Annotated in this window: 24 protein-coding genes and 1 pseudogene; 16 read left to right on the forward strand and 9 right to left on the reverse strand. The window is 38.7% G+C overall.

The annotated features are described in order from the left end of the window. Positions 1-526 precede the first annotated feature (526 nt). The 13 genes and pseudogenes from B1A77_RS03345 to B1A77_RS03405 all read left to right on the forward strand — a co-directional run bounded on the left by B1A77_RS03345 (position 527) and on the right by B1A77_RS03405 (position 13,113). Entirely contained in the window at positions 527-2,257 is a 1,731-nt protein-coding gene (locus B1A77_RS03345) for an S-layer homology domain-containing protein (RefSeq protein WP_077707926.1), read from the forward strand. 413 nt (positions 2,258-2,670) lie between these two features. Then, positions 2,671-3,156, forward strand: coding sequence for a GNAT family N-acetyltransferase (locus B1A77_RS03350; RefSeq protein WP_004694271.1), 486 nt, complete (start codon positions 2,671-2,673; stop codon positions 3,154-3,156). Positions 3,157-3,364: 208 nt separating this feature from the next. Next, entirely contained in the window at positions 3,365-4,114 is a 750-nt protein-coding gene (locus B1A77_RS03355) for a DUF969 domain-containing protein (protein ID WP_004694268.1), read from the forward strand. Position 4,115: 1 nt separating this feature from the next. Beyond that, positions 4,116-5,045: a DUF979 domain-containing protein gene (locus B1A77_RS03360; RefSeq protein ID WP_004697680.1), complete on the forward strand. Its 930-nt coding sequence runs from the start codon at positions 4,116-4,118 to the stop codon at positions 5,043-5,045. A gap of 115 nt (positions 5,046-5,160) precedes the next feature. Next, complete coding sequence (pcp, locus tag B1A77_RS03365; protein ID WP_077707927.1) at positions 5,161-5,814, forward strand: pyroglutamyl-peptidase I; 654 nt, start codon at positions 5,161-5,163, stop codon at positions 5,812-5,814. Between the two features lie 264 nt (positions 5,815-6,078). Then, positions 6,079-7,194 (forward strand): glutathione S-transferase C-terminal domain-containing protein, encoded by a 1,116-nt coding sequence (locus B1A77_RS03370; RefSeq protein ID WP_077707928.1) that lies wholly within the window; start codon positions 6,079-6,081, stop codon positions 7,192-7,194. Positions 7,195-7,316: 122 nt separating this feature from the next. Continuing rightward, positions 7,317-8,870: pseudogene (locus B1A77_RS03375) on the forward strand (MmgE/PrpD family protein). Then, positions 8,863-9,702 carry a transporter substrate-binding domain-containing protein gene (locus B1A77_RS03380; RefSeq protein ID WP_021147573.1) on the forward strand — a complete coding sequence of 280 codons (840 nt, stop codon included), beginning with the start codon at positions 8,863-8,865 and terminating at the stop codon, positions 9,700-9,702. The pseudogene B1A77_RS03375 and the gene B1A77_RS03380 overlap by 8 nt, the downstream one beginning before the upstream one ends. A gap of 55 nt (positions 9,703-9,757) precedes the next feature. Beyond that, positions 9,758-10,474, forward strand: a complete 717-nt coding sequence (locus B1A77_RS03385) for an amino acid ABC transporter permease (protein WP_004694255.1) — start codon at positions 9,758-9,760, stop codon at positions 10,472-10,474. A 6-nt stretch (positions 10,475-10,480) separates the two neighbouring features. Next, a complete protein-coding gene (locus tag B1A77_RS03390; RefSeq protein ID WP_077707929.1) occupies positions 10,481-11,197 on the forward strand; it encodes an amino acid ABC transporter permease in 717 nt (238 codons plus the stop codon). Then, positions 11,194-11,967: an amino acid ABC transporter ATP-binding protein gene (locus B1A77_RS03395; RefSeq protein WP_077707930.1), complete on the forward strand. Its 774-nt coding sequence runs from the start codon at positions 11,194-11,196 to the stop codon at positions 11,965-11,967. Before B1A77_RS03390 ends, B1A77_RS03395 begins: the two co-directional genes overlap by 4 nt. Positions 11,968-12,098: 131 nt before the next feature. Next, positions 12,099-12,581, forward strand: a complete 483-nt coding sequence (locus B1A77_RS03400; protein ID WP_077707931.1) for a GNAT family N-acetyltransferase — start codon at positions 12,099-12,101, stop codon at positions 12,579-12,581. Positions 12,582-12,714: 133 nt separating this feature from the next. Then, entirely contained in the window at positions 12,715-13,113 is a 399-nt protein-coding gene (locus B1A77_RS03405; RefSeq protein ID WP_077707932.1) for a hypothetical protein, read from the forward strand. Positions 13,114-13,168: 55 nt separating this feature from the next. Here the strand turns inward: B1A77_RS03405 and rbsB are convergent, their stop codons facing one another. From rbsB to B1A77_RS03450, 9 genes are all read right to left on the reverse strand, one after another. Continuing rightward, positions 13,169-14,071, reverse strand: coding sequence for a ribose ABC transporter substrate-binding protein RbsB (rbsB, locus tag B1A77_RS03410; protein WP_004694244.1), 903 nt, complete (start codon positions 14,069-14,071; stop codon positions 13,169-13,171). A gap of 9 nt (positions 14,072-14,080) precedes the next feature. Next, the gene (locus tag B1A77_RS03415; protein WP_077707933.1) at positions 14,081-15,016 is read right to left on the reverse strand and encodes an ABC transporter permease; all 936 of its coding nucleotides are present in this window, start codon (positions 15,014-15,016) and stop codon (positions 14,081-14,083) included. Beyond that, positions 15,016-16,497 carry a sugar ABC transporter ATP-binding protein gene (locus tag B1A77_RS03420; protein ID WP_077707934.1) on the reverse strand — a complete coding sequence of 494 codons (1,482 nt, stop codon included), beginning with the start codon at positions 16,495-16,497 and terminating at the stop codon, positions 15,016-15,018. Before B1A77_RS03420 ends, B1A77_RS03415 begins: the two co-directional genes overlap by 1 nt. Before the next feature lie 44 nt (positions 16,498-16,541). After that, the gene (gene rbsD / locus B1A77_RS03425) at positions 16,542-16,955 is read right to left on the reverse strand and encodes a D-ribose pyranase (RefSeq protein ID WP_077707935.1); all 414 of its coding nucleotides are present in this window, start codon (positions 16,953-16,955) and stop codon (positions 16,542-16,544) included. Positions 16,956-17,084: 129 nt separating this feature from the next. Then, complete coding sequence (gene rbsK / locus B1A77_RS03430; RefSeq protein ID WP_077707936.1) at positions 17,085-17,975, reverse strand: ribokinase; 891 nt, start codon at positions 17,973-17,975, stop codon at positions 17,085-17,087. Between the two features lie 340 nt (positions 17,976-18,315). Next, a complete protein-coding gene (locus tag B1A77_RS03435) occupies positions 18,316-18,642 on the reverse strand; it encodes a type II toxin-antitoxin system RelE/ParE family toxin (protein WP_004697718.1) in 327 nt (108 codons plus the stop codon). Between the two features lie 4 nt (positions 18,643-18,646). Continuing rightward, on the reverse strand, positions 18,647-18,928 hold the full coding sequence (locus B1A77_RS03440) for a type II toxin-antitoxin system Phd/YefM family antitoxin (protein ID WP_004694230.1): 282 nt from the start codon (positions 18,926-18,928) through the stop codon (positions 18,647-18,649). A 237-nt stretch (positions 18,929-19,165) separates the two neighbouring features. Then, the gene (locus B1A77_RS03445) at positions 19,166-19,822 is read right to left on the reverse strand and encodes an NAD(P)H-binding protein (RefSeq protein WP_004694229.1); all 657 of its coding nucleotides are present in this window, start codon (positions 19,820-19,822) and stop codon (positions 19,166-19,168) included. A 108-nt stretch (positions 19,823-19,930) separates the two neighbouring features. After that, positions 19,931-20,452: a cysteine hydrolase family protein gene (locus tag B1A77_RS03450; RefSeq protein ID WP_077707937.1), complete on the reverse strand. Its 522-nt coding sequence runs from the start codon at positions 20,450-20,452 to the stop codon at positions 19,931-19,933. A gap of 356 nt (positions 20,453-20,808) precedes the next feature. Here B1A77_RS03450 and B1A77_RS03455 point away from each other — a divergent pair, with 356 nt between their 5' ends. The 3 genes from B1A77_RS03455 (at position 20,809) to B1A77_RS03465 (ending at position 25,742) form a co-directional block, all read left to right on the forward strand. After that, positions 20,809-21,744: an Abi family protein gene (locus B1A77_RS03455; RefSeq protein WP_077707938.1), complete on the forward strand. Its 936-nt coding sequence runs from the start codon at positions 20,809-20,811 to the stop codon at positions 21,742-21,744. A gap of 186 nt (positions 21,745-21,930) precedes the next feature. Then, positions 21,931-24,486, forward strand: coding sequence for a type I restriction-modification system subunit M (locus tag B1A77_RS03460; protein ID WP_077707939.1), 2,556 nt, complete (start codon positions 21,931-21,933; stop codon positions 24,484-24,486). Next, entirely contained in the window at positions 24,483-25,742 is a 1,260-nt protein-coding gene (locus B1A77_RS03465; RefSeq protein ID WP_149026230.1) for a restriction endonuclease subunit S, read from the forward strand. Before B1A77_RS03460 ends, B1A77_RS03465 begins: the two co-directional genes overlap by 4 nt. Positions 25,743-25,763 lie beyond the last annotated feature (21 nt).

Below are 25,763 nucleotides of genomic sequence, written 5' to 3' on the forward strand. Positions count from 1 at the left end.
TTGATAGATACTGCTACTATAGAAATATAAAATTATAATAAAATGAAAAGCTTTTGATTAAATATACAAAATAGCTTAATTCACATATAATTCATGAATTAAGTGTGAATGAGGTGTAATAAGGGTAAAAGGTATATTTTTCGTACTTATAAGGTGGTTATTTATTTATAAGTTATACAGTTTGTTACATGAGAAAAGTTTACAAAGTTGCGAAAAATTTAACTCATAAGGGAAAATAATGAGTAAAATTTATTTCACTATAAAGCTAGGAATAAAGCAGATTCTGATAGGTATAAAAACTTGTTAATTTAATTTGTGTTAGAAAAAAGGGTTGTGTATATCGTAAAACTTTGATATGCTATGCGGGTAATCGACAATATAAATTTTTCTTAAACTGATATAGGGGTATTTCTTTATGCTAATTTAGAATATTCACCTGTTCAGACCGAGGTGAGAGACGGAACATAGAGAGAATGAAAAATTGTATTGTAATTTGGATGATTTTTTAATTTAGTGAGGGTGTAAGATGAGAGAAATGAAACATTCCAAAAAATTAGCGTTTGCTGTATTGGCTGCTGTCACTGCTGTTGGTGCGAATGTTAATCCGGCAGACGCTGCTTCTGTTGTAATGGACAACACTAATGTTGTTACAGGTGCTAATAATGCAGTTGCGTATGGTAGCGGTAATACTGTAAAAGAATCTGATGCAAACTTCCGTGATCGTGATTACGAAAATGAGCCAGATGATGCTACAAAGAAAACTGGTGACTGGAAAAGTAATTCTGTCGCTATTGGTGTTAATAACACTGCAGCAGGCACCTCTGCATTAGCAATGGGTAATTCTTCCAAAGCGTTGATGAATGAATCTATTGCTATTGGTCATTCTGCTGAAGCACAACGTACATGGTCTACTGCTATTGGTACACGTGCAAAGGCTTCCGAAGTTCGCTCACAAGCTATTGGCTATGAAGCGTTAGCATCTGGCTATAAATCTAATGCGATTGGTTCTAGCGCACAAGCAACCAATAATCATTCTGTTGCTATGGGTTCCTCAGCCCTTGCATCTGGTGATCATGCTCAAGCATTTGGCGCTGGTGCACAGGCAACTAACGTGCGTTCTAATGCGTTTGGTTCTGATGCAAATGCTGCAGCTGACCATGCTCTTGCAATTGGTGATCATGCAAATGCAACACACTTAAACTCTATCGCTTTAGGTACAGGTTCCACTACAAGCGAAGCTACAGCACAAAGTAGTGCAACCATCGCTGGTCATACCTTCGGTGGCTTTGCTGGCGTAGGCTCTGCAGCTAATGGTTCCGTGTCCGTAGGTAAAGCTGGTGCTGAACGTCAAATTAAAAATGTTGCGGCTGGGGAAATCTCCGCTACATCTACAGATGCTGTAAACGGTAGCCAATTATATTCCGTAGCTAATGATTTACAAACACAAATCAACAATTCCACACCTGGTCAAATTAATAACAATATTAAGAACTTGACTAATCGTGTTGGCACTGTTGAAAGACGCGTTAACAAAGTAGGTGCAGGTTCCGCTGCATTGGCTGCATTGCACCCATTGGATTTCAACCCAGATGATAAATGGACAATTGCTGCTGGCTATGGTCACTACCATAATGCTAACTCCGCTGCGTTGGGTGCATTCTACCGCCCTAACGAAGATACAATGTTCTCTGTTGGTGGTACTGTAGGTACTGGCGAAACTCAATTGAACGCGGGTGTATCTATTCGTCTTGGTAAACGTTCCCCTGAATCCCGTTCCCGCGTAGCTATGGGGCGTGAAATTGCTGAATTGAACGCACGTCTTCAAGATATGGAAAACAAATATAACAACTTGTTACAAATCTTGACTCCACATGCAATTGATCCAAGCAAAACTGCTGAATTCCCAGACGTTCCTCGCAACCACTGGGCTTACCAATATATTAGCCAATTGGCTGGTAATGGTATCCTTGTTGGCTACCCTGATGGCACATTCAAAGGCGATGTTAAGATGACTCGTTACGAATTCGCTACAATGTTGTATCGTGCACTTCAAAATGGTGCTCCTATTGACGAAAACATGAAACGTGCATTGAATGAATTCGGTCCTGAATTACAAAATATCCGTCTTAACCACTTCCGTGTTGACCGTATTTCTGGTGATGATAACGATCGTCATAAAACTGAACGTGTTCGCGTTAATAACGAACCTAAAAATGAACGTGACGTATACGGTTCCCGTATATACAATAATCAATAGAATTAACTTTTCTAGAGTTTGTAAAAACTCAAAACAGGATGTATCTTTTGATACATCCTGTTTTTTTGTCTAAATTTTTTTGTGGTATTGTGCTTATTTTATAGGAATTCGTCAATTATGGTTAGACGGAATGAAATCATTGACTGAAATTTAAATTGTATTCTGCTTATTTTTATACAAATACTCTTTCGGTTGAGAATTTGGACCTTTTATTTATTTGATACTTAGTATGGTTGAGGGTTGGTCTATATATTACATTATTGCATATAAGATTTCCTTTATAGATATTATGATTTCATATAATATTTATGTAAATATATTGCAAATAAATACATATAGGTGTATAATTACTTTCACAAAGTGAATTAATATTCGTAGTTTGTGAATAAAAATATAGATATGAGGGAAAGACCATGAAAGAATTTAGACAATTAACAGTTGCAGACACAGCAGAATATCATAAGGTATTAATCGATGGTTACGCAGCTATAAAAGACTATCCCATTAGCTTCGACGCTATTGATTTTACGGAAGAGGAGTCTAAGGAGTGGATTGAAAATTATCCTGTATACGGCTTGTATATTGATGGGCAATTAGTTAGTTCTATTACGTTTTGTATGCCTTGGGTGAAATACTCAACGCCGGATAAATATCCGCATATTGCTCATTTTGTAACGGCACCAGCTTTCAAAGGTAAAGGATATGCACGGGAAGTCTTGGGCTATGCAGAGGAGCTTTTAAAAGAACAGTTTAAAACACATATTGTTACATTAGGAACGGCTAAGGAGCATCCGTGGTTGCCTAAAATGTATGAATCCTTTGGGTTTACGGCGTATGATAAGGTTCATTTTAGAGGAAAACAGCATACAACTATATTATTCAAGAAAGAATTAAATTAATTAAGAAAGCGTTATATTAATTACGTAAATTACCTTGTACTCTATTTGAGTGTTTTATGCTCTGATCGCAGATCAGGGACATTCACTAAATTTAGATACAAGGTATTTTTTTGTGTAAGATTATGACTATTCAGTATATAATATATACATATAACGTATCTTTATGGTTATATGTGTTATGGATGATTTGTAGAAAGGATGTGTCCATATGTTGATTTTGTCTGGTATTTTAGTGATGGTCATCGGTCTGATGCTGCGCTTTAATGCCTTGTTAGTTGTCGTAGCCGCAGGCTTTGTAACGGGCCTGGCAGGTGGTCTCAGTATTAACGATATCGTTGGTGCTATTGGAGAGGCCTTTGTTAAAAATCGTTATATGTCATTATTTATTTTGATTTTACCTGTTATCGGTCTTATGGAACGTCACGGCTTACGTGAACGGGCAGAAATTTTGATTGGCAAGATCAACGCTGCTACGGCAGGTCGTATCTTTATGATTTACTTATTTGTGCGTCAAGTAACTGTAGCCTTTGGCATTAACATGTCCGGTATGGTTGCTATGGTTCGTCCATTGATTGCTCCTATGAGTGAAGCTGCGGTAGCTCAAGGCCGTCCAGTATCTCAACGTACGCTTGATAAGGTACGTGGTGTGGCTGCTTCTGCAGATAATATAGGTAACTTCTTCGGTCAAAACTTATTCCTTGCTGCTGGTGGGTTATTACTCATCAAAGGCGTTATGGAACAATTAGGTTATTCTGTAGAATTAACAGATATGGTATTGTACGGATTGCCAACGGCTGTTTGTGCCTATATCGTTAACTTTATTCGCTTTATTATCTTTGATAAAACAATTCAAGCCTCTGTAGCTCGTGACGAAGCGGATATGAAAGCTGGTAAATTAGTACCTAATGAGTTAAATATTCTTGTTACACCAGAAGAATTGAAGAAGGAGGCTGAATAATATGTTAGAAATATTCTATAAAATGCAGCCCTTAGATTACGTATATCTTCTCGTAGGGATTATTCTATTTATCTTTGCTATTCAATCATTTCTAGATAAAGAACATAAATATCGTATTGGTACAGGCTTATTTTGGCTCTTATATAGCGTATCCTTTATCTTTGGTTCTTATCTCTCCAAGGAAATTAATGGCTGGCTTGTCATTGCTATGGCAGCTATCGTATTAGTAAAACAACTCGGCAAAGGCCATTACTTTGAATCTCCTATCGAATTCAAAAAAGGCGAAGCTGTTCGTATTGGCAATGTTATCTTTGTACCAGCATTACTTGTTGGTATTATTACATTCTTCATTGGTTTCTTTACTAAGTTAGGCGCTCTTGTTGGTCTAGGTATTGCCGCAATCATCGCTATGTGTGCTGCTCTTTTTATTACAAAGGGCGAACTTAACCAAGGTTTCCATGAAGGTCGTCGTCTTATCGATGCTATCAGTTGGACTGCTATTTTGTCCCAGTTATTAGCGGCTCTTGGGTATCTATTTAATTTGGCTGGCGTTGGTAAACTTATCTCCAGTGCAGTCGCAAGTGTAGTACCAGCAGATAATGTATTCCTCGTTGTTGTGGCTTACTGCATTGGTATGGTTATCTTCACAATGATCATGGGTAACGCCTTTGCTGCATTTGCGATGATTACAAGTGCCATCGGTATCCCAATGCTCGTTGTAGCTCATGGTGCGAACCCTGCGGCTGTTGGTGCTATAGCAATGCTTGCTGGCTATTGCGGTACTTTGATGACACCTATGGCGGCCAACTTTAACATCGTACCGGTAGCGCTCCTTGAAATGCGCGACCAATACGGCGTTATTAAAGCACAACTTCCAATTGCATTGATCATGCTCGTATTGAATATTCTATTAATGTATTACTTTATTTAACCCTTTTCTGTGAAAGCACGATATTCTTATGAGACTGTATGATATATCCTTCTAAGATTATGTATCATGTTTGATTATTCTAATGAACCATAAGATATCGTTATGAGGTAGTGTGATGAAAACAATTTTGATTACCGGTTTTGATCCATTTGGCGGTGAACCTATTAATCCGGCTTGGGAAGCGGTCAAAACAATGGATGGTTATACCGATGGTGATTACAAGGTAGTGACACAAATGGTTCCTACCATTCGTTATAAATCTGTTGATACTGTAAAAGCAGCAGCTGAACAGTGCCAACCAGATTTTATCCTGTGTGTAGGTCAAGCAGGTGGTCGTCCTGATATTACAGTGGAACGCGTTGCTATTAACTGCGACGATTTTCGCATCCCAGATAATGGGGGCAATCAACCGGAAGATGAGCCTGTTGTAGCCGATGGCCCTAGTGCCTATTTTGCGACATTGCCCATAAAAAATATCGTCAATGCGTTACATCAAAACGGTATTCCTGCTAAGGTCTCCAATACAGCGGGAACCTTTGTATGCAATCACTTGATGTATGGTGTATGTCACTATGCCGCGCAAAAGGGCAATATTCAGGCGGGCTTTATGCACATCCCATACTTGCCATCCCAAGTGGTGGATAAACCAAATCAACCAAGCATGGCTGTTGAAACTGTACGTGCCACATTGGAAACCATCGTTCATGTATTAGCTCATGGTGAAAGTTACAAGGCACAAGATATTAACTATACAACACCTCACGAATAAAAATATTACCAATACTAGTGTTTGTTTAATACACATAATTTAAATAAAGCTCGAGTTATATCTAGAAACGATATAACTCGAGATTTTTGTTTGTAATAGATATTATAAATTTTAAATACCCACTATTGACATAGGTTTTTAAATAATATAATATAGGCTTATATTCATATTAAGTTAGTAGGAATAATTGAGGAATATCACAGAAGCTTTCACCATGAAAAGTGGAATAAAGCTAATGGGGATGACCTTTATAAGGAGTATAGAATGAGTGAACACGTAGATATAAGTAAAATCAAGGATCCTACCATTGCGGCGGCTCGAAAAGAAGTTGAGTTTCAACGCGCTATGAATCCTTGTCCTATCGATTTTTCTGAGTTTCAATCTAGTAACCCTCGTTCTCAAGGGGAGCAGAAGGAGTATGAAGGTAAAGATGCATCGAATTTTAACCGTCGTCAAAAATATTCTGATAGTGAAGAGCCTCAATTCACAACACCTTTTGGCAGTGAACCAGGGTTTCTACCTGTAGAAAAGGACCGTTACCGCCTTGTATGGTCTAAGCATTGCCCTTGGGCTCACCGTATTGCTATTGCCATCGATTTGCTCGGACTAGATAAAGTGATTTCAAAAGGTACGGTTGATCCATTGCGTCCTGCAGGTGTAATTGCAGACTGGTTCTTTACCCTTGATAAGGATGAGAAGGACCCTGTATTGGGCATTCACTCCTTAGGTGAAGCGTACCGCAAAGGCGACCCTAACTACGATGCACGCTCCACAGTACCGGCTATCGTAGATGTTACAACTGGTGCTGTTGTAAATAATGACTACCATGCGTTGACTACAGAATTAGCATTAGGTTTTAAAGATTTTGTGTCCCCTGATGCGCCAGATATTTATCCTGAGGAATTGCGTGCCGACATAGATGCATTGAATGTAATCATCTACGCTGACTTCAACTTGGCTGTAAACTTGGCAGCTCTCGTAACAAACCAAAAAGATTACGAATACTACTATGATCGTATCTTTGCTCGCTTAGATTGGCTTGAAGAACGCCTTAGCAAGCAACGTTACTTGATGGGTGATACTATTACCGATCCAGATATCCGTATTTTCCCAACATTAGCGCGCTTTGACCTCGTGTTCTACCAAAAATACTTGGTGAATAAAAAACGCCTCGTAGACTATCCAAATCTTTGGAACTACGCGAAGGATTTGTATTCTAATCCAGCCTTCGGTGGCACAACAGACTTCGACTCCATGCGCAAACGCTTCTACTATGTAGACCATACGCCATTTGAAGATCTACCACGCCTTGTTCCCAAAGGTCCAGACGACTCCATTTGGTTAGAACCAAATGACCGTGCTGAAAAATTTGGTAAATAAAATAGATAGTAAATTCATATGTTGGATGAGCTGTATTTAGTAAATCTTTTACTATGAAATCTGATATATTACTGACGAATCGATCAATATATTTAATTATAGATAACTGAAAGGAAGGCTCCATGGATTCCGTAACACAGACGATTGTGAACTACATAGAACAAACGGATGTGGCGAACCGTGAGGACCTACTGTCAGTGGCTCGTATTGCCTTTCTAGATTATCTAGCATCCTTAGCACCAGCAGAGAACGAACAAGCCGTTCGAGACTTGGCTCGGTTCATAGGAGCTAAGTCATCTATAGGCTCGGATGTTGGCCGTCATATGAACTCCACTGTTTTGAATGGCAAGGTTATATCAGAGGGCAATACTGGCTTAGCAATAGAGAATGTATCTAAGGCGGATAAGGCTTTGTATTATGGTTTTGCTTCGCATTATCTTGATTTTGATGATGCCCAGGCAAATTTGGCAGGTCATTTCAGTACTGTTTTATATTCTGCTTTGTTGGCAGTGCTCGAGCCGCATGATACATGGCATGATTTCCTTCGTGCCTATATCATCGGGGCCGAGTTAGAGGGGATTATTGGTTCCCTCATCAATCCTGCCCATCGAACCCAAGGATGGCATTCTACAGGGACCGTTGGTGTCATTGGGGCGGCGGCCGCTATAGGCGCTTTGTGAGGTCTTCATGGTGAAAGTTTGGCTCAGCTCCTGTCTTTGGCTGCCACACAATCGGCGGGCATGTTCTTTCAAAGTGGTACAGATGGTAAGCCGCTCCATGCGGGACTGGCAGCACGCAATGGCGTATGGGCTTACGAACTGTTACAACATACATCACTTAAAACAAGCACAAAACCGTTTGACCCTGAACGGGGTTGGTTTAAAACTATCGGTAATATTACCGTTACATCAAATGACATCGCTGGCCGTTGGCTAGCACCAGGACAACTCATTGATCCTGGTCTGTGGATGAAAGTCCACCCTTATTGCTCGGCAGCCATTTGTGGAGCTGAAGCAGCAGAAATCGTAGCACATAGAATATATATTTCTTCATTGTCTGTGTCTAAGCACTGCAAGGATTCACCAGATGTAGATGAACAAGATAAACGTAGACTAAGTGCTATATCCGACTCACGGTCTGTGTTAGCAGATACAGAGAAAGAAGAGAAAATCAATCTATGTGCTGCCACCGATTTATTCCTTTGGAATGATATAGACAGAGTCACTGTTCATTTTCCACCTGGTGCTGATGCGGCATTGCGCTATACATCGCCAACAACAGGTCGAGAAGGGCAGTTTTCCATAGAGTACGTTGTGTACCAAGTCCTCGCGTATGGGGCGGTACAGGACGAGTTATTCAAGACGGATATCATAGACCAAAAGGTACGAGACTATATGTCACGAATTGAGCGTGTCTATGACTTACCGAAGGTATCCCAAACAGAGCGGATTACGAAAGTAACCATTACATTGAAAAATGGAGATACTTTCACAGAAACGGTGAATAATCCTAAAGGATCGCCGAAGAATCCTCTTACTATGGAGGATATACGCATTAAATTAGGCCTTATATTAAAGGCGGACCAAATAGATAGAATGATTGAGGCTTTCACCCATACAAATGAGGTAGAGTCATTCCTGAAAACATTGCGAGGAGAAGGAGTTTTACATGTTTAATACAAAGAAATTGACGAAATTATTTGCTATTGGCGCTTTGGCACTAGGCGTGCTTGTGGTGGCTGGTTGCGGCGATGATACATCTAAGGACGCAAAGGTAAATCCTGATGCGAAAGTAATTAACGTAGCTACACGCGGTACGGTTCGCCCGTATTCCTACACAGATGATAACGGCAACCTTACAGGTTTTGACGTAGAATTGTTGAAAGAAATTGAACGTCGTAATCCAGACCTTCATTTCAACTTCAAGCCAATGGCCGTTGATGCTGCCTTCGTAGCAATGGATGCAGGCCAAGTGGATATGATCGCGAACCAAATGCGCCGTAACCCAACTCGTGAAGCAAAATACTACTACACAAATGAGGTTAACAACTACTCTACACGTAAATTAGTAGTTAAAAATGACCGCAACGATATCTCTAAACTAGATGATTTGAAAGGCAAGAAAATCGCCGTTACTACATCCTCTGAGTTCAACGAGTTAGTAAAACAATTCAACGAAACAGCAAATCCTCAAATCGAAGTTATCTATACAGATAAAGCAGGTGCAGAAACATTAAACCTCGTTGCTACAGGCCGTGCTGATGCAGCAGGTGAGTACGAATACGTAATTAACTCTGCTATTAAAGACCGTGGCTTGCCACTCAAAGCCGTAGGCGATGTATTGGCAGTAGTACCAACTTATTTCTTGTCTAAACGTACAGATGACATGAAACAAGTAAACGAAAAAATTGATAAAACTATGAAAGAAATGCGTGCTGATGGTACGTTGAAAAAACTTTCTGAACAATATCTTGGTGGGGATTACACATTCGATCCAACACAAAAATAACGGATAGGCCGCCTTGGCGGCCTTATTCTATTATGTCTAGAAGCGAGGTGTTACTGTGGGCAAGTATTTTGATGTGTCCTACATGATCCAAGCGTTTCCACAGCTCTTGAATTATGTGCACGTAACGGTGCTTATCACCGTTATTTCTGCCATCTTAGGTGTTATTTTAGGCTCTATTATAGCCATCATTCGCCTCAAGAAGGTTCCAGTATTAAACCAATTATTTATCGTATTTATCTCCTTTATGCGGGGCACACCATTCTTGGTACAGCTCTTCCTTATATACTTTGGGGTGCCAGAAATTATGTCCCATATGGGGCTTAATATGAAAAATGTGCCAGGCCTCGTATTTGTGTACGCTGTGTTTACCTTACATATTGCAGCTTACAGCGCTGAAATCATGCGCTCCAGTATCGATGCGGTCTCTCCTGGTGAGAAAGAAGCCGCTAAAAGTCTTGGTATGACCGAGTTCCAAAGCTATGTGCGCATCATCTTGCCGCAGGCTTTCACCATGAGCATTCCACCATTGACGAACCTCGTTATCGGCATGTTGAAAGGGACGGCGCTCATTTTTAACGTTGGCGTTGTGGATATGATGCGTAAGGCGGACCTCATGGGTGGCAATAGCCAGCGCTATCTTGAATTATTTGTCGATGCAGCTATCATTTATGGCATTTTAATTATCATCGTGTCCCTCTTGGGCCGATTGCTTGAAAAACGTTTTACCGTTGCGGGCAAGGAAACGCAACGCATTTTGATCAGTGAGGAGTAGGGGCTTATGGGACATATTATTGATTCAACCTATATTTATGGCACCTTCTTTGCTGTCATTCCTTATGTGAAAGTCACCCTTATGATTACCTTCCTCAGCGTTGGTTTGGGTACAATCCTAGGATTATTAAGTTGCGTGCTACAACAAAATAAAGTGCCTGTGCTCAGTCAGCTCAGCTACCTATATGTATTATTGTGCCGTAGTATTCCGAACATGGTTCTCTTATACCTCGTGTACTATGGTTTACCAATTCTATTCCTCGCATTAGAGGATCAAACAGGGGTGCATGTGCCCTTTGAAAAGGTGCCAGCTACCTTTGTAGCCGTTGTAGGTTTAACCTTGCACACAGGAGCCTATTTGAGTGAAATCTTCCGGGCTGCCTTACAATCGGTACCGAAAGGGCAAATGGAAGCGGCTCAGGCCATCGGTATGACTTGGTTCCAAGCATTCTGTCGTATCGTATTGCCACAGGCTACAGTCTTTGCGTTGCCACTATTTACAAATCAGTTCCTTAACACCATGAAGAGTACGAGTATCGTATTTGTCATCACAGTTATTGAACTATTTGGCGCTGCAAAGTTATATACAGAGGAAAATTCACAATATTTTGAGGCCTACATCGTGGTGGCCGGTCTATTCTGGGTGATGGGGATTATCTTTGAATTTATCTTCCATCGTTTAGAAGTCTATGCAAGTAAGTATAAACGAGGTAATGCATTATGATAGATATTAAACAAGTTCACAAATCCTTCGGGAACCGTGAAATTTTAAAGGGCATCGACTTACATGTACCGACAGGGTCTGTAACGGTTATCCTTGGCCCATCTGGCAGCGGTAAGACAACGTTCCTTAGAACATTGAACTTCCTTGAAAAAGCCGATGCAGGGACGATGCAATTAAATGATATTTCCGTAGACTTACATAAAGCGTCTAACAAAGAAATTCTAAACATACGCCGTAACACATCCATGGTATTCCAGGCCTATAATTTGTTCTCTAATAAGACAGTAATTGAAAATATTATGGAAGGCCTTGTAACGGTTAAAAAGATGAAAAAATCTCAAGCTCGTGAAATTGCGCAACGCTTCCTCATGGAAGTAGGCATGGAAGGCTATGATGATTACTATCCGGTACAATTATCTGGGGGCCAACAACAACGTATTGGCATCGCTCGTGCCCTTGCGATGGACCCAGAGGTCATCCTCTTTGACGAACCTACATCTGCTCTCGACCCAGAACTCGTAGGCGAAGTATTGGCTGTTATCCGTAAGATTGCAAAAGAGTTAAAGGTAACGATGATTATCGTAACTCACGAAATTGGTTTTGCTAAAGAAGTGGCAGACCAAGTCGTATTCATGGAAGGCGGCGTCATCGTAGAACAAGGGGACCCTAAGGTTGTTCTTGAACATCCAAAAGAAGAACGAACACGCAAATTCTTGAGCCGTTACCTTACACTCGATAGCGAACAACCTCTCGATAGCGCAGCATTGTAATATAGTGTTATGCATAATTCAGCGTAATAAATAATATAGAGGAATAATAACAATACGTGCTATCCTAATAATATGGACATTAATGGCGACCTAATATCTTTAGAGTTAGGTCGCTTTAGACGAGGTATATGATGAAAGAATTTAGACAATTAACCGTAGATGATGCGGCTGAATACCATGAGGTGTTGATTGCAGGCTATGCAGAGAATAAGAACTATCCTATATCCTTTGATGCCATCAACTTTAGCCAAGAAGAGTCTCGCGCGTGGATCTTAAAGTATCCTGTATTTGGTCTCTACGTAGATGGTTCCTTGGTATGCTCTATTTCATTCCGCATGCCTTGGATTCCAAAGGCTACGCCAGACGTATATCCGCACATTGCACACTTTGTAACGGCCCCTGAACATAAAGGGAAGGGCTATGCTCGTGAAGTCCTCGCCGAAGCAGAAGACCTATTGCGCAACGTATATAAAACACCAGCCGTAACCCTTGGTACAGCCGCAGAACATCCATGGCTTGCCAAAATGTATGAAGGCTTTGGCTTTAAAGAATATAAACGAACACAACTACCTGGAAAGGTACATACGACCATATTCTTTAAGAAAACACTGTAATAAGAACTCTAATTTTAAAGTCCTACCATACAAATAGCGACTAGTTAAGATAATCAACTAGTCGCTATTTTATTTTTACATATAGTTACGTTATAATAAATGAAATTGTTCTTGTCTGTGGAGTGTGAATAGTATGTATGAAATCGTAAATGAACCAAATTTAACAATAGCTTTTGATATGGATGTAGAGTTATCTGAATTTGGTGTGTTTGGCGTATATATTAAACGAGGCTATAATATCTGTTCTGGCTATATTGATCCTAGCGATTGGTCTGGGATTCGTAAAGGCTATCAAGAATTAGTAAATTTGTATGAGAATTGCAAAGGGACAGAAACCTTTGCCTATGTATTAACTGGAGAAGGAGATACGCTTACATTCTCGTTAGATCAAAAGGGTGCTTTGACGATAGATGTTACTATCTGTACTACTTACAATTACAAATGTAATATGACAATTGAAAGTTTAGATCAAACATATTTGCCAAAGTTTATTGGATTTTTTAAAGAATTTTTGGAACGAGAGCCGAAATAAAAAGAGTCGCATCATCAGGATGTGACTCTTTTCTGTACCCAGTTTCTATTTACAATTATTTTGTAACAACTTTAAGATCTACAGGGATTTTAGCTTCTACAGCTTCGCCTTTGATAACTTTTTGAGCTGTATCGATAGCGATTTTACCCATTTGGTCTGGTTGTTGAGCAATTGTTGCAGCCAATGTGCCGTCTTTAACAGCTTTGTCTGCATCAGCAGTGCCGTCAAAGCCTACGATGAAGATTGTTTTGCCTGCGGATTTAGCTGCTTGGATAGCGCCTAATGCCATTTCGTCGTTATGAGCGAAGATAGCTTGTACATCAGGGTTAGCTTGCAGAATGTTTGTTGCTACGTTCAAACCTTTTGTACGGTCGAAGTCAGCACTTTGTTTTGCTACTACTGTTAAGTCTTTGTCAGCTACGTTGTGGAAACCTTGGCCACGTTCGCGAGTTGCGGAAGCACCAGGAATACCTTCGATTTCAGCTACTTTTGCAGCTTTGCCTACTTTTTCAGCGATAAGTTGAGCTGCCATTTCACCGCCTTTTACGTTATCGGAAGCGATGTGAGCTACTACTTTGCCTTTGTCAGCAGAGCGGTCAACAGTGATTACAGGAATGTTTTTAGCATTTGCTGCTTCTACGGAAGTAGAGATAGCTGCAGAGTCTACAGGGTTGATGATCAATACGGAAACGCCGCTTTCAAGCAAGTCGGAAATATCGTTTGCTTGTTTTGCTGGGTCATTTTGTGCATCAACGATTTTAACTTTAAGACCAAGCGCTTTAGCTTGAGCCTCAACGCCTTCCTTCATAGTTACGAAGAATGGGTTGTTCAATGTGGAAACAGAGAAGCCGATTGTGCCGGATTTTTTGTCGCCGCCGTTATCAGCGCTTTTACCACAGCCTGCTACAAGACCGATAACCATGATAGCCATCGCCAACAGTAACAATAGTTTTTTCATAGGAACCTCCTAGGCTTTCTTGCGGTCTGCAAGAACCGCCAATAAAATGACAATACCTTTTACAACTTGTTGATAGAAACTGGAAACGTCGAGAATATTTAACCCGTTGTTGAGGGTACCGATAATGAGGGCACCAATTAATGTGCCAACGATATGACCACGACCACCAGCAAGACTTGTACCGCCAAGAACTACGGCTGCGATAGCGTCCAGTTCGTAGCCTGCACCTGCTGTAGGTTGTGCAGAGTTAAGACGAGAAGTGATGATTGCACCAGCGATACCACAGAGCATACCCGTTAAGGCATACACGAAGATTTTAACGCGGTCAATCTTGATACCAGCAATGTAACTAACCTTTTCACTGCCACCTACGGCGTATGTTTTACGACCCAAGGAGGTGCGGCTCAATACGAACCAGAGGATGATGAAAGCTAGGAACATTGTGATAGCTGGAACTGGAAGGCCTGCGATGTCTCCTTGGCCAAAGCCGTGGAATAAAGGGTCTTGAGTAAGGCCAGAGATTGGATTGCCGTCTGTGAATACTAACGTCGCACCACGGTAGATGGTCATGGTCGCCAAGGTAGCGATAAATGGAGCTACGCGACCATAGGTGATAACGAGACCGTTAATACCGCCCAATACGAGGCCTGCACCTGCGGCTAAGACGATAGCCAATACAGGGTCAGTACCAGTTACGATGAGGTTGGCCATCACTGCACTGGAGAGGGCGAGGATGGAACCAACGGATAAGTCGATACCACCTGTTAAGATGACGAAGGTCATACCAAAGGCGATGATCGCATTGATGGATACTTGGCGCAATAAGTTACGCAAGTTAGAGAATTCAAGGAAACTGTCGTTCATGACAGAGATAATTACAAATAATAGGATGAGGCCGATGAGGGGGCCTAATTTTTTAATATATTGTAGAGCTTTGCTGTCCATTATTGTCCTCCTGTGGCTAATGTCATAATCGATTCTGGTGTTGCATCGCTGCGGTCCAAGATACCTGCTACGCGACCTTCATGAATGACCATAACGCGGTCACTCATGCCCAGCACTTCCGGCAACTCAGAGGACACCATGATAATGGACACACCGTCATTCGTTAATTCGTTCATTAAATCATAAATATCACGTTTCGCCCCAATATCGATACCCCGTGTCGGTTCATCCATGATGATAATGGATGGTTTTTTACCGACCCATTTCGCGATAACCACCTTTTGTTGGTTACCACCGGATAGGGACGATGCAGGTTCGTGAATAGATTGTGTTTTAACGCCTAGTTTTTTAGACAATTCGTCAGCAAAAGACGTAAGTTTGCCCTTATCTAGTACATGAGAGGGGCAAATTTCGCCAAGGTTCGGCAATGTAATGTTAGAACCGATGGAGAAATCGAGGATCAAGCCTTCGCTCTTTCTATTTTCTGTGATGAAAGCAATGCCAGCTTTGATGGCATCTTCCGGTTTTTTACAGTTGAGAACGGAGCCGTTAACCGTTACGGTACCGCCATTGTGTTTATCTACGCCAAAGATAGCGCGCATGATTTCTGTACGGCCAGCGCCCATAAGGCCTGCTACGCCGAGGATTTCGCCTTTGCGCAAGGAGAAGGAAATGTCGTTGTCAAAACCTTCTGGTTTGAGGTTATCCACACTCATAACCACTTCGCCTGGTGTTGTGGTGCGAGCAGGGTAGAACTCGTCGATAGAACGGCCTACCATGTGGCGTACCACTTCGTCTACAGAAATCTCAGCGGTTGGTTTAGTGATGATAGTGTGACCATCACGCATAACCGTTATGGTGTCACATTCGCTAAATACCTCTTCCATACGGTGAGAGATATATACGATAGCAACACCGCGTGCTTTCATTTTGCGCATCATGTTGAACAATGTCGCCGTTTCACGCTCTGTGAGGGCTGCTGTCGGCTCGTCCATGATGACAACCTTCGCATCTAACATCAAGATACGAAGGATTTCCGTCATTTGTTGGTGACCAACGGAGCAAAGGCCTGCCTCAGTCGTGAGCGGCAATTCGATGCCTAGTTCGCGGCATGTATTTTCTGCTTCAGCGAGCATCGCCTTTTTATCGAGCATGCCAAATTTATTTCGCTTTGGTCTCATTAAATATAGATTTTCTAACAATGTTAGGTTTGGCCAAATGTTGAGCTCTTGGTGGATGAAGGCCACACCGTTTAACTCGGCCTCTCTCGGGTTCGGGAAGGTGCGCTCTACGCCGTCGATGGTAATCGTACCAGCATCAGCCTTGTGAATACCGGTGAGGATATTCATGAGCGTAGATTTGCCGGCGCCGTTTTCGCCCATCAAGGCGTGAACCTCGCCCTCCTTGAGGGTAATACTTACATCGCGCAAAACTTGGTTTGTACCAAATGCCTTCGCAATGCCTGACATAACAATTTCCATAACTACTCCTATATGACTGGTGAAAGTATCTCTAATCAATTATTCTACGGACGATCGCTGAAAATACAATCGGCGCGCAAGATGATATTGGCATACGGAGATGCTTCACCAGTTCGAATGATGCACTTGCATTGTTTTGTGGCTTCTTTGAAAGCTTCGTGGCTCGTTTCAATCCATTCGTATTGCTCGGATGGGAAGGTAGACTCTAAGAAGGCGTAAGCCTTGGGATTGTTTTCTTTAATTTCTGTTGCCACATGAATCGCTTCGGATTTCATATGCTTAGCGATGATGGATACTACCTGCTCAAAGCTAGGTACACCAAAATCCAAGGCTAAGTCGATTTTTTGAATCCCTTCAGGTACCGGTAAGCCACAATCAGAAATACAAATTGTATCTGTGTGACCTAAATCTGCCAAAACCTTAGCGATATGGCTATTTAAAATGCCGTGTCGTTGCATAAATAACTCCTTATCTATTCTGATGACTGAGGCTATAAAGCCTCAGTCATTAACTCTCTCTGCTATATAGAGGACAGTTGCATTCATTGGTTGAAGAACGTATAGTTTGGATTGAAAGATCGGTTCAATCTATACGTGTTCTGCTAAGAATGCAGCGACCTCGTCCTTTGTTGGCATACCACCTTGAGCCCCCAAGCGTTGGATGGAGAGGGCAGCTGCTGCATTGCCGTAGTGTAGAGCGTCGGCTAAGCTTTTACCATTAACGATAGCCGTTGCAAAGGCGCCGTTAAATGTATCGCCAGCACCTGTTGTATCTACGGGTTCAACCTTAAAGCCAGGTACAATGTGAATTTCATCGTTATCGGCATATCCTACACCCTTGCTACCAAGGGTAACGATGATTTTGTTTTCGTTAGCTAGTAAGGTCTCCTCTGTAGATTGGTTAGGATAGAGAGCAGATAGCTCATGTTCGTTTGGCGTAATATAGGTTGCTAATTTTAACCATTCCGAATCGAGGTCGGCTGCTGGAGCAGGATTTAAGAGGACTTTCACATTAGCCTCGTGACAACGACGAACGATGTATTCAATAGTTGGAATAGGAATCTCGTTTTGCACCATCACAAGATCGGCTTGCTCGATAGCAGACCAAGCGTTATCTACTACGGACTGGTCTACCTTAGCATTAGCGCCTGCAATCACGATGATGCTATTATCGCCTTCAGCTAATGTAATGTGTGCTGTACCGGTTGTAGTGTTCGGTACCGTAACGATGTAATCTGTATTGATGAAATTCTCTTTTAAATTATCTAAAATCATTTGGCCGTATGCATCTTCACCGATACAGCCGACCATCGTGACCTCTGCACCTAGACGAGCCGCAGCCACCGCTTGGTTTGCGCCCTTGCCACCGTGAGCGATGTGCAATTCGTTGCCCATAATTGTTTCGCCTGCAGTAGGGCGTTTATCCGCGAGGACTACAATATCCATGTTGCAACTGCCAATAACAACAATGCGATTCATAATAACTCCTTAATAAGCCTCTGCCCTAACTGGGACTAAAAATGACTATCATTTATTTTTATACATAAAACTTAGGGTGTTTTATACAATAGGTTGCATATATAAATATAATTGATAATCTAAGAGGCATTTGCTTTCACATACCTATAAGTGTATATTAATCATTTATTAGTATAGCGTAAATACGTGAGTTTATCTATATAAATATCTATAAAATGTAGGAATAAAAAAGGTATACCCAAAATCTATGTTACATGAGTAAAAATGTACCGATTAGATTTAGGATATACCACTTTGAAGGGTATTTAATTTTTAAAGAAGCACTAGTTTAGTTCAAATGTTATAATCCGTTTAGTATATTTACATAATCCTGTCGTTGATCAAGTATAGAGATTAAATAAATAGTTCTAGTTTCCTCTACAACTGTGTAGAAAATAATAAGCTTTTCTAAAATCAACATTCGAAAGTCACTGTCATTAAGTGCTCTAATTTTAGGTGTAGTCCCCATATATGGATGGTTCATAAGATTTGAAATTGAATTTTGAATATTTTCTTTTACTTGTATAGCTGTTTCTTTTGAAAACTGCATAGCTATATAAAGTATTTGTTGATGTAGCTCTTTATTGAACTTTTCAGTAGGAATGATTGTGTAGGGTTGGGATTTCATAGAGTTACCCCATTTGATCTAGCATTTTATCGATACTGTTGAAAGCTTCATCAAGTGTAGTGGTGCGACCTTGAATGATATCGTTTTGTCCTTCTACAAGAGAGGATAATAATTCTATTTTTGACTTTAACATATTATATGTATTATAGCCGAGACTTACGGTATCTCCACGACCATTTACAGTAATAATGGCAGCCTCATCTTTAAGTTGTAAGGTTTTAGAAATTTCAGGATACTTATTTCGTAAATCAGAGGATGGACGAATTGTTTCGCGTAATATTCCCATAGTTATCTCCTTATAGTTTTAAAAGTATTTGTTCATCATTCTTATACTGTAATTATATCATTTAAACGATATAATTGCAGTATACAAATATATATATATGATATTTAATTCAAATGAGATTAACTAGATACTTTAATCATAAAATGATATATAAAAAGACTATCTTCAAGTGTATTGAAGATAGTCTTGTATTGGTATATAGTATTTTCTCTTTTTTACAAAATATTTATTTATATATTAGTGAAAGCTTGGTTTGTCATAGTGTGTACCTGGTTCACCTACACCGATGCTTGTGCGGTGGAAAGGCGTTTCATCCGCAGCGTGTAAGATATCAAAGATGGCTTTTACCACTGCTTCGCGTGAAACTTGGGCATCGTTGAATTGAGCCCCTTCAGGGATGAGTTCGTAATCGGTTTTTTCGGGATCATTGTAGAGCCATGTAAGGCGCAAGATGGTGTAATTTAAGTTGGATTCGCGCAATACGTTGCGTGCTTGGCGCTCACCTTGAACATAGCTAATCGGCAAGTTGTCGAAGGTCCATTTTTCAAGTGCTACAGGGAATTCACCAGAAAGTCCAGCCATGGATACACCGATAACACGGCGTATATTTTTGCGGCTCAATGCTTTCACGATGGACGCCATATCACTGCCAGACTCCATAGCACCTACAAATACAACCTCCGCATTTGTTACAGCTTGTTCTAATTTACCAGGATTTTGGAACGAACCTTCAATCACTGTAACACGTTCATGGTCGATAATCTCTGGAGGTATACGTGTTTTCAACTGACGACCATATAATGTAATGTGCATATCTGTATATGTTAATAGTGTAGCAGTCAACTTTTGAGCTATTTGGCCCGCAGCTCCTAAAATCGTAATATACTTATACATAAAAAAGACCTCCTATGTTCGGGCATAAATATTTAATGAAATTTTAACATACATATATGACAAATACGTGAGAAAAAATTATAAAAATCTTTGTATTATTTTCGTAATTTAATTGATGCTTAACATTTCATTTGTTGTTTTTAGCTGTGCAAATCGATTCCGCCAAATCTTTTCTTTGTAAAAGGATAGGATTGTATCGGCTGGTAGATACTCATTGTCAAATGTTGAGATAGCATCCTCGATGATGGTGATATTATAACCATATTCAAAGCCTACTTTCACAGATGTATCAATGCAAAATTCCACCTGCATTCCTACAAATGTTACATCGGTAATATTTTTTCGGTTTAAATATTCCTTTAATTCAGTGTCCTTGAAGATGCTATTGTAATATTTATTGAAAATCTTTTCGTTTTCTTGCGGTTTTAATTCGTGATAGACTTGCCAATTATCACTACCCGTTGCTAATAAGCCTTCATCTTCAGAATGCCTGATAAAAATGACTTCTATATTTTGATCTCTAAAATGTTGAATGATTGCTTTTGTATTTGAGATAAAGTTTTTCGCATTGTAAGGGGTTTCCTTAACTAAGCCTTCTTGAATATCGATTACGATTAATGCCTGTGCCATTATGAACCTCCCTGATAAGGTAAATGATGAGTTTATTATAATTATAGTGAAATACTAAATAATATATGGCGATTATAATAATTATATACCAAGATAGAGGAGGTATTTATTATTGCCTTTAGACTGGTTCGCGACGTAGTCGCGAATTATAAAACCATCCACTATGCGGGTGCGGCAACAAAAGTTATACAAAAAGTCACTTTGCTTAAGTAGAATGTAGGTGTTTAAGCCATATTATATGTAAAAGAAAGATGATCTTTCAATAGAGTAGAATATATTTAAGAAGTGGTATAATTGTATATATAAATTTTGCCTTTGTTTTGTGTGTGGTTGGTTATTTTGAAGGGAGCGACTGTATGTCAGATGGTCCGTTTTTAACACCAAGAGAACAGATAGAGCATAGTATATCTAAAGGTATTACTTTTAATAATATTACTGAAGCGGAATCAGAACAATATTTAGTAGAGAATAATAACTACTTTAGACTTAGAGCCTTTAGGAAGAACTTCTTAAAATCCACAAAATCTGGAAAATATGTAAATTTAGACTTTAGCTATTTAATAGATTTAGCATGTATTGATAATAGATTGAGACGAATTATGTTAGAGATGACTATTGGGATTGAGCATTTTTCAAAAGTTCATTTATTATCTATTTTACAGCAGAATAATATTGATCCCTATGATGTAGTTGAGGAATATATGAATCAGCTAGAGGAATCTAATCTTGAACAATTACGGCATGACTTATGGAAAAATAGTGGTAGCTTATATTGTGGTAATTTATATGCTAAATATATTGATGATCAAAATAAACGTTGCCCTGTATGGGCCTTTCTAGAAATGATTTCCTTTGGACAGTATTTATACTTCTATAAATATTGCGCAGATATATTGCAAAAGACTGAGATTACAGAACGATTATATTTAATGTATACCGTTAAAAGTTTACGGAATGCATGTGCGCATAATAATTGTATTATTAACGATATAAATTCTACACATAATAAACGTATTAATGCTGATTTACAACGTGAATGTGCTAAATTTATAAAATCGCCATCAAGCAGACGTAGACATTTGAGACATATTTCTACCTATCAAATCTTAACTACGATGTATGCTCATCAAAGAATATGTATTAGTACTGGTGTTCATAAACATATATGTGGAGAATTAGATGAACTTAAGAAACGCTTTTTCCGAGATAATGATTATAGGTTGAATGATAATATAAAAGCTACATTTGATGTGCTTATTAGAGCTATTGACACATGGTTCCACATAAGGTAATATTTAGGTACATAGAAAAACCACTTTTGGTTTCAAGCGGCAGCATCGTTAATTCGGTGTTGCTTTATTTTTTATATGGGCGCCCTCAGGGTGCTTTTTTGTTGTATTGAAGTCTATAAAAGTGGTATAGAGCTTTTGCTTGCAATGGTATAATACACATAACAACTGTATTACTTGAGGTGGCATATGGATAAACAGCAATTAGCAAATAAAATTTGGGAATCAGCCAATAAATTGCGCTCTAAAATTGAGGCGAATGAGTATAAAGATTATATATTAGGATTCATGTTTTATAAGTTTTTGTCTCAAAAAGAGGAAGAGTTACTACGTACACAGTATCAAATAGTAAAAACTGAATATAAATCTGTTTTAGTAGAATCAAATGTAGAATTGCGTGATGCTATTCGAGATGATTTGTACTATTTTATACCATATAAACATTTGTTTTCTACATGGATTCAGGATGGTAATCAGCTTGATGTAGGTAGAGTGCAAGATGCATTAAATTCTTTTGAACGATTATTGAATGATCAATATAACCGGATATACAAAGGTATCTTTGATACATTGCAATTAGGTTTAACTAAGTTAGGCGATAACTCTGGGGCCCAATCCAAAGCTATTCAACAATTAATCTTATTGATTGATGAAATACCAATGGATGGCTCTCAAGATTATGATGTCTTGGGCTTTGTATATGAATATCTGATTTCGAATTTTGCTGCCAATGCAGGTAAAAAAGCGGGTGAATTCTATACGCCTCATGAAGTTTCTGTTTTGATGTCAGAAATTATAGCTCATCATTTACAGGGCCGAAATGAAATTTCAATTTATGACCCTACAAGTGGATCAGGCTCTTTATTGATTCATATTGGTAAAAGTATTGCAAAATATAGAAGAGATAAAAATAGTATTAAATACTATGCTCAAGAGTTAAAAGAAGCAACGTATAATTTGACGAGAATGAACCTTATCATGCGTAATATTCAACCATCTAACATCATGGTTAGAAACGCAGATACATTAGAGGATGATTGGCCTTATTTTGATGAAGCAGACCCTCAACAAACGTACAATCCGTTATACTTAGATGCTGTTGTATCAAACCCTCCATATTCTCAACACTGGGATCCCAAAGGAAAAGAAAATGATCCTAGATACAGTCGATTTGGTTTAGCACCTGCTACAAAAGCTGACTATGCTTTTTTACTTCATGATTTATATCATTTAAGACCAAATGGTATTATGACAATCGTATTGCCACATGGTGTATTGTTCCGTGGGGATAGTGAAGGAGAAATTCGTAAGGCTCTTATTGATAATAATCATATTGATGCAATTATTGGTTTGCCAGCTAATATTTTCTTTGGTACAAGCATCCCGACAATCATTATGGTATTGCGTCAGAAGAGAGAAAATCAGGATGTACTAGTTATTGATGCTTCAGAATATTTTGTGAAAGCTAATAAGAATAACAAGTTGCAGGCATCAGATATTCGTCGCATTATAGATGCTTATTGTAAGAGAGAAACGATTGCTGGATATTGTACAGTTGTATCTCGTGATGAGATTATAGGTAATGATTACAATTTAAATATCCCTCGATATGTGGACACATCTAAAAATGATGAAATATATGATATATACGGTATTGTTCATGGGGGGATTCCATATAATGAGATAGAAAAATTATCCCTATATTGGAATGTGTTTGAAGGACTTGATAAAGAAATCTTTAAACAAGGTCAAGATGGATACTATTCATTGGTAGAGGGGGATATTGCTAAGATTGTACAGGATTATCCTGCTGTAAATGCATTTACAGACTCCTTGGGGTTAAAGATTAATCATTATATAGAATACGTCTCGCAGTCTGTTATTGATAATTTTAAAGTTGGAATGGATGAAACTGTTTGGCATACCTTGTCAAACGAGTTATTCGAACAATTTTCTAATATACCATTAATCGACACATATGATATCTATCAAATTATGAGTGATAATTGGTCTAAAATTACATTAGATATCGATAAGATGGGACATAATGGTAAAGCCTTGGTTGCTTCTGTAGAGCCCAATATGGTAATGAAAAAGAAAAATAATAAACAAGTAGAGGTTCAAGACGGGTGGAAAGGGGCTATTGTTCCTTTTGAATTAGTACAAGAATTATATTTGCAGAATGAACTTTCAAATGTAACGCATATAGAGAATGAACTTGAAGCGATTAAAGAGCGAATCGCTGAACTTGCTGAAGCTGTACCAATGGACTATCAAGATATGGAATTCCTGAATGATGATAGAACTGGGTTTGTGAAAACGCCATTGAACGCCGCTGTTAAGATTTATAAAGGTGAACCAGAATTATACCCATTATTAAAGGCTGTTAAAGATTTATATGCTGAAGAAACAAAATTAAAAAAATGTCAGAAAGAGGCTGTAGCTGAGTTAGCTGATGCTACAAAATATTGTATGGAGAATCTTACTGATGAACAAATAGATGAATTGTTATATCAACATTGGATTGTGCCAGCAATAAATGAACTAAAAGCGTATTCAAAAAAGGTCATCAATGATTTTGTTCAATGTTTAAGTGCTTTATCCAATAAATATGGAACTTCACTACAATCAATTGATAATGATATTAGAGTTGTAGAGCAAGAGTTGATTACATCATTGCGTGAGTTAGAAGCTAATGACGATATGGGGATATCCGCCTTATTAGAATTGTTAGGAGCAAAATGATGAATACTAATAAAAAAACTCCTAAGTTACGATTTAAAGGCTTTACTGATGATTGGGAACAGTGTAAGTTAGGGGAAATATTTGAATACCTACAAAATAATACTCTATCTAGAGACTCGTTAAATTATAAAATTCCTAATATAAAGAATATTCATTATGGTGATATTCTTGTTAAATTTAATGAGATACTAGATGGATCTAATAACGATATACCTTATATTAACCCTGATCTTGATTTATCTAAATTTAGTAAATCATTACTTCGAGATGGAGATGTTATCTTTTCGGATACAGCTGAAGATGATACTGTTGGTAAAGCAATTGAGTTACAGAATGTAAATGCGCCATTTATTCTAAGTGGTTTACACACAATTCCCTGCAGGCCATTGATTCCATTTGGTAAAGGTTATTTAGGTAATTTTTTTAATTCAAATTCTTATAGGCTACAGATTAGGCCATTAGTTCAAGGAATAAAAGTTAGTTCTATATCTAAATCTGCCTTGAAAGATACAATGATTAAATATCCAAAAAATCTAGATGAACAAGAAAAAATTGGTAATTTATTTCAAAGTATTACTAAAATGATTACCCTTCATCAGTGTAAGCTTGAGAAACTGAAATTAAATAAGAGTGCACTTTTACAAAAATTATTCCCTCAAAATGGATGTACGATTCCAGAAATTAGATTCAAGGAATTTACTGGTGCTTGGGAACAGCGTAAGTTTAGTGATTTATATGAGAAAATCTCTGAAAAGAATGATTTATCATATTCCCTTGATAAAATTATCTCTGTAGCGAATATGTATTATAAATCTGATGCAAAAGTATCTAATGAAGAATATTTAAAAACTTATAATATATTCCGATATGGTGAGATTGCTTTTGAGGGAAACAAGAGTAAAGATTTTGCTTATGGTAGATTTGTGGAAAACACTATAGGTGATGGGATTATATCCCATGTTTTTGAAGTATTTAGACCAATTGCTAAATATGATATTTATTTTTGGAAATATTATATTAATTATGAACCAATAATGGGAAAAATTCTTTCAAGATGCACTAAAAAAACTACCATGATGACAAACTTAGTTGCTAAAGACTTTTTGAAAGAAACAGTTTTAGTACCTACCTTAGCAGAGCAAAAACAAATTGGGACATTATTAAATGCTATCGATAAATTTATTACGCTTCATCAGCGTAAGTTGGATCGCCTTATATCAATAAAAAAAGGTTTACTTCAACAGTTATTTGTGTAGATTTAATAGATTAGGTGAATT

The organism is Veillonella parvula (genome assembly GCF_002005185.1).
In the GTDB taxonomy this organism is placed as follows: domain Bacteria; phylum Bacillota; class Negativicutes; order Veillonellales; family Veillonellaceae; genus Veillonella; species Veillonella parvula_M.

Coding starts and splice junctions, on each gene's coding strand:
- B1A77_RS03345 (WP_077707926.1), top strand. CDS start 527: ATGAGAGAAATGAAACATTCCAAAAAATTAGCGTTTGCTGTATTGGCT.
- B1A77_RS03350 (WP_004694271.1), top strand. CDS start 2,671: ATGAAAGAATTTAGACAATTAACAGTTGCAGACACAGCAGAATATCAT.
- B1A77_RS03355 (WP_004694268.1), top strand. CDS start 3,365: ATGTTGATTTTGTCTGGTATTTTAGTGATGGTCATCGGTCTGATGCTG.
- B1A77_RS03360 (WP_004697680.1), top strand. CDS start 4,116: ATGTTAGAAATATTCTATAAAATGCAGCCCTTAGATTACGTATATCTT.
- pcp (WP_077707927.1), top strand. CDS start 5,161: ATGAAAACAATTTTGATTACCGGTTTTGATCCATTTGGCGGTGAACCT.
- B1A77_RS03370 (WP_077707928.1), top strand. CDS start 6,079: ATGAGTGAACACGTAGATATAAGTAAAATCAAGGATCCTACCATTGCG.
- B1A77_RS03380 (WP_021147573.1), top strand. CDS start 8,863: ATGTTTAATACAAAGAAATTGACGAAATTATTTGCTATTGGCGCTTTG.
- B1A77_RS03390 (WP_077707929.1), top strand. CDS start 10,481: ATGGGACATATTATTGATTCAACCTATATTTATGGCACCTTCTTTGCT.
- B1A77_RS03395 (WP_077707930.1), top strand. CDS start 11,194: ATGATAGATATTAAACAAGTTCACAAATCCTTCGGGAACCGTGAAATT.
- B1A77_RS03400 (WP_077707931.1), top strand. CDS start 12,099: ATGAAAGAATTTAGACAATTAACCGTAGATGATGCGGCTGAATACCAT.
- B1A77_RS03405 (WP_077707932.1), top strand. CDS start 12,715: ATGTATGAAATCGTAAATGAACCAAATTTAACAATAGCTTTTGATATG.
- rbsB (WP_004694244.1), bottom strand. CDS start 14,071: ATGAAAAAACTATTGTTACTGTTGGCGATGGCTATCATGGTTATCGGT.
- B1A77_RS03415 (WP_077707933.1), bottom strand. CDS start 15,016: ATGGACAGCAAAGCTCTACAATATATTAAAAAATTAGGCCCCCTCATC.
- B1A77_RS03420 (WP_077707934.1), bottom strand. CDS start 16,497: ATGGAAATTGTTATGTCAGGCATTGCGAAGGCATTTGGTACAAACCAA.
- rbsD (WP_077707935.1), bottom strand. CDS start 16,955: ATGCAACGACACGGCATTTTAAATAGCCATATCGCTAAGGTTTTGGCA.
- rbsK (WP_077707936.1), bottom strand. CDS start 17,975: ATGAATCGCATTGTTGTTATTGGCAGTTGCAACATGGATATTGTAGTC.
- B1A77_RS03435 (WP_004697718.1), bottom strand. CDS start 18,642: ATGAAATCCCAACCCTACACAATCATTCCTACTGAAAAGTTCAATAAA.
- B1A77_RS03440 (WP_004694230.1), bottom strand. CDS start 18,928: ATGGGAATATTACGCGAAACAATTCGTCCATCCTCTGATTTACGAAAT.
- B1A77_RS03445 (WP_004694229.1), bottom strand. CDS start 19,822: ATGTATAAGTATATTACGATTTTAGGAGCTGCGGGCCAAATAGCTCAA.
- B1A77_RS03450 (WP_077707937.1), bottom strand. CDS start 20,452: ATGGCACAGGCATTAATCGTAATCGATATTCAAGAAGGCTTAGTTAAG.
- B1A77_RS03455 (WP_077707938.1), top strand. CDS start 20,809: ATGTCAGATGGTCCGTTTTTAACACCAAGAGAACAGATAGAGCATAGT.
- B1A77_RS03460 (WP_077707939.1), top strand. CDS start 21,931: ATGGATAAACAGCAATTAGCAAATAAAATTTGGGAATCAGCCAATAAA.
- B1A77_RS03465 (WP_149026230.1), top strand. CDS start 24,483: ATGATGAATACTAATAAAAAAACTCCTAAGTTACGATTTAAAGGCTTT.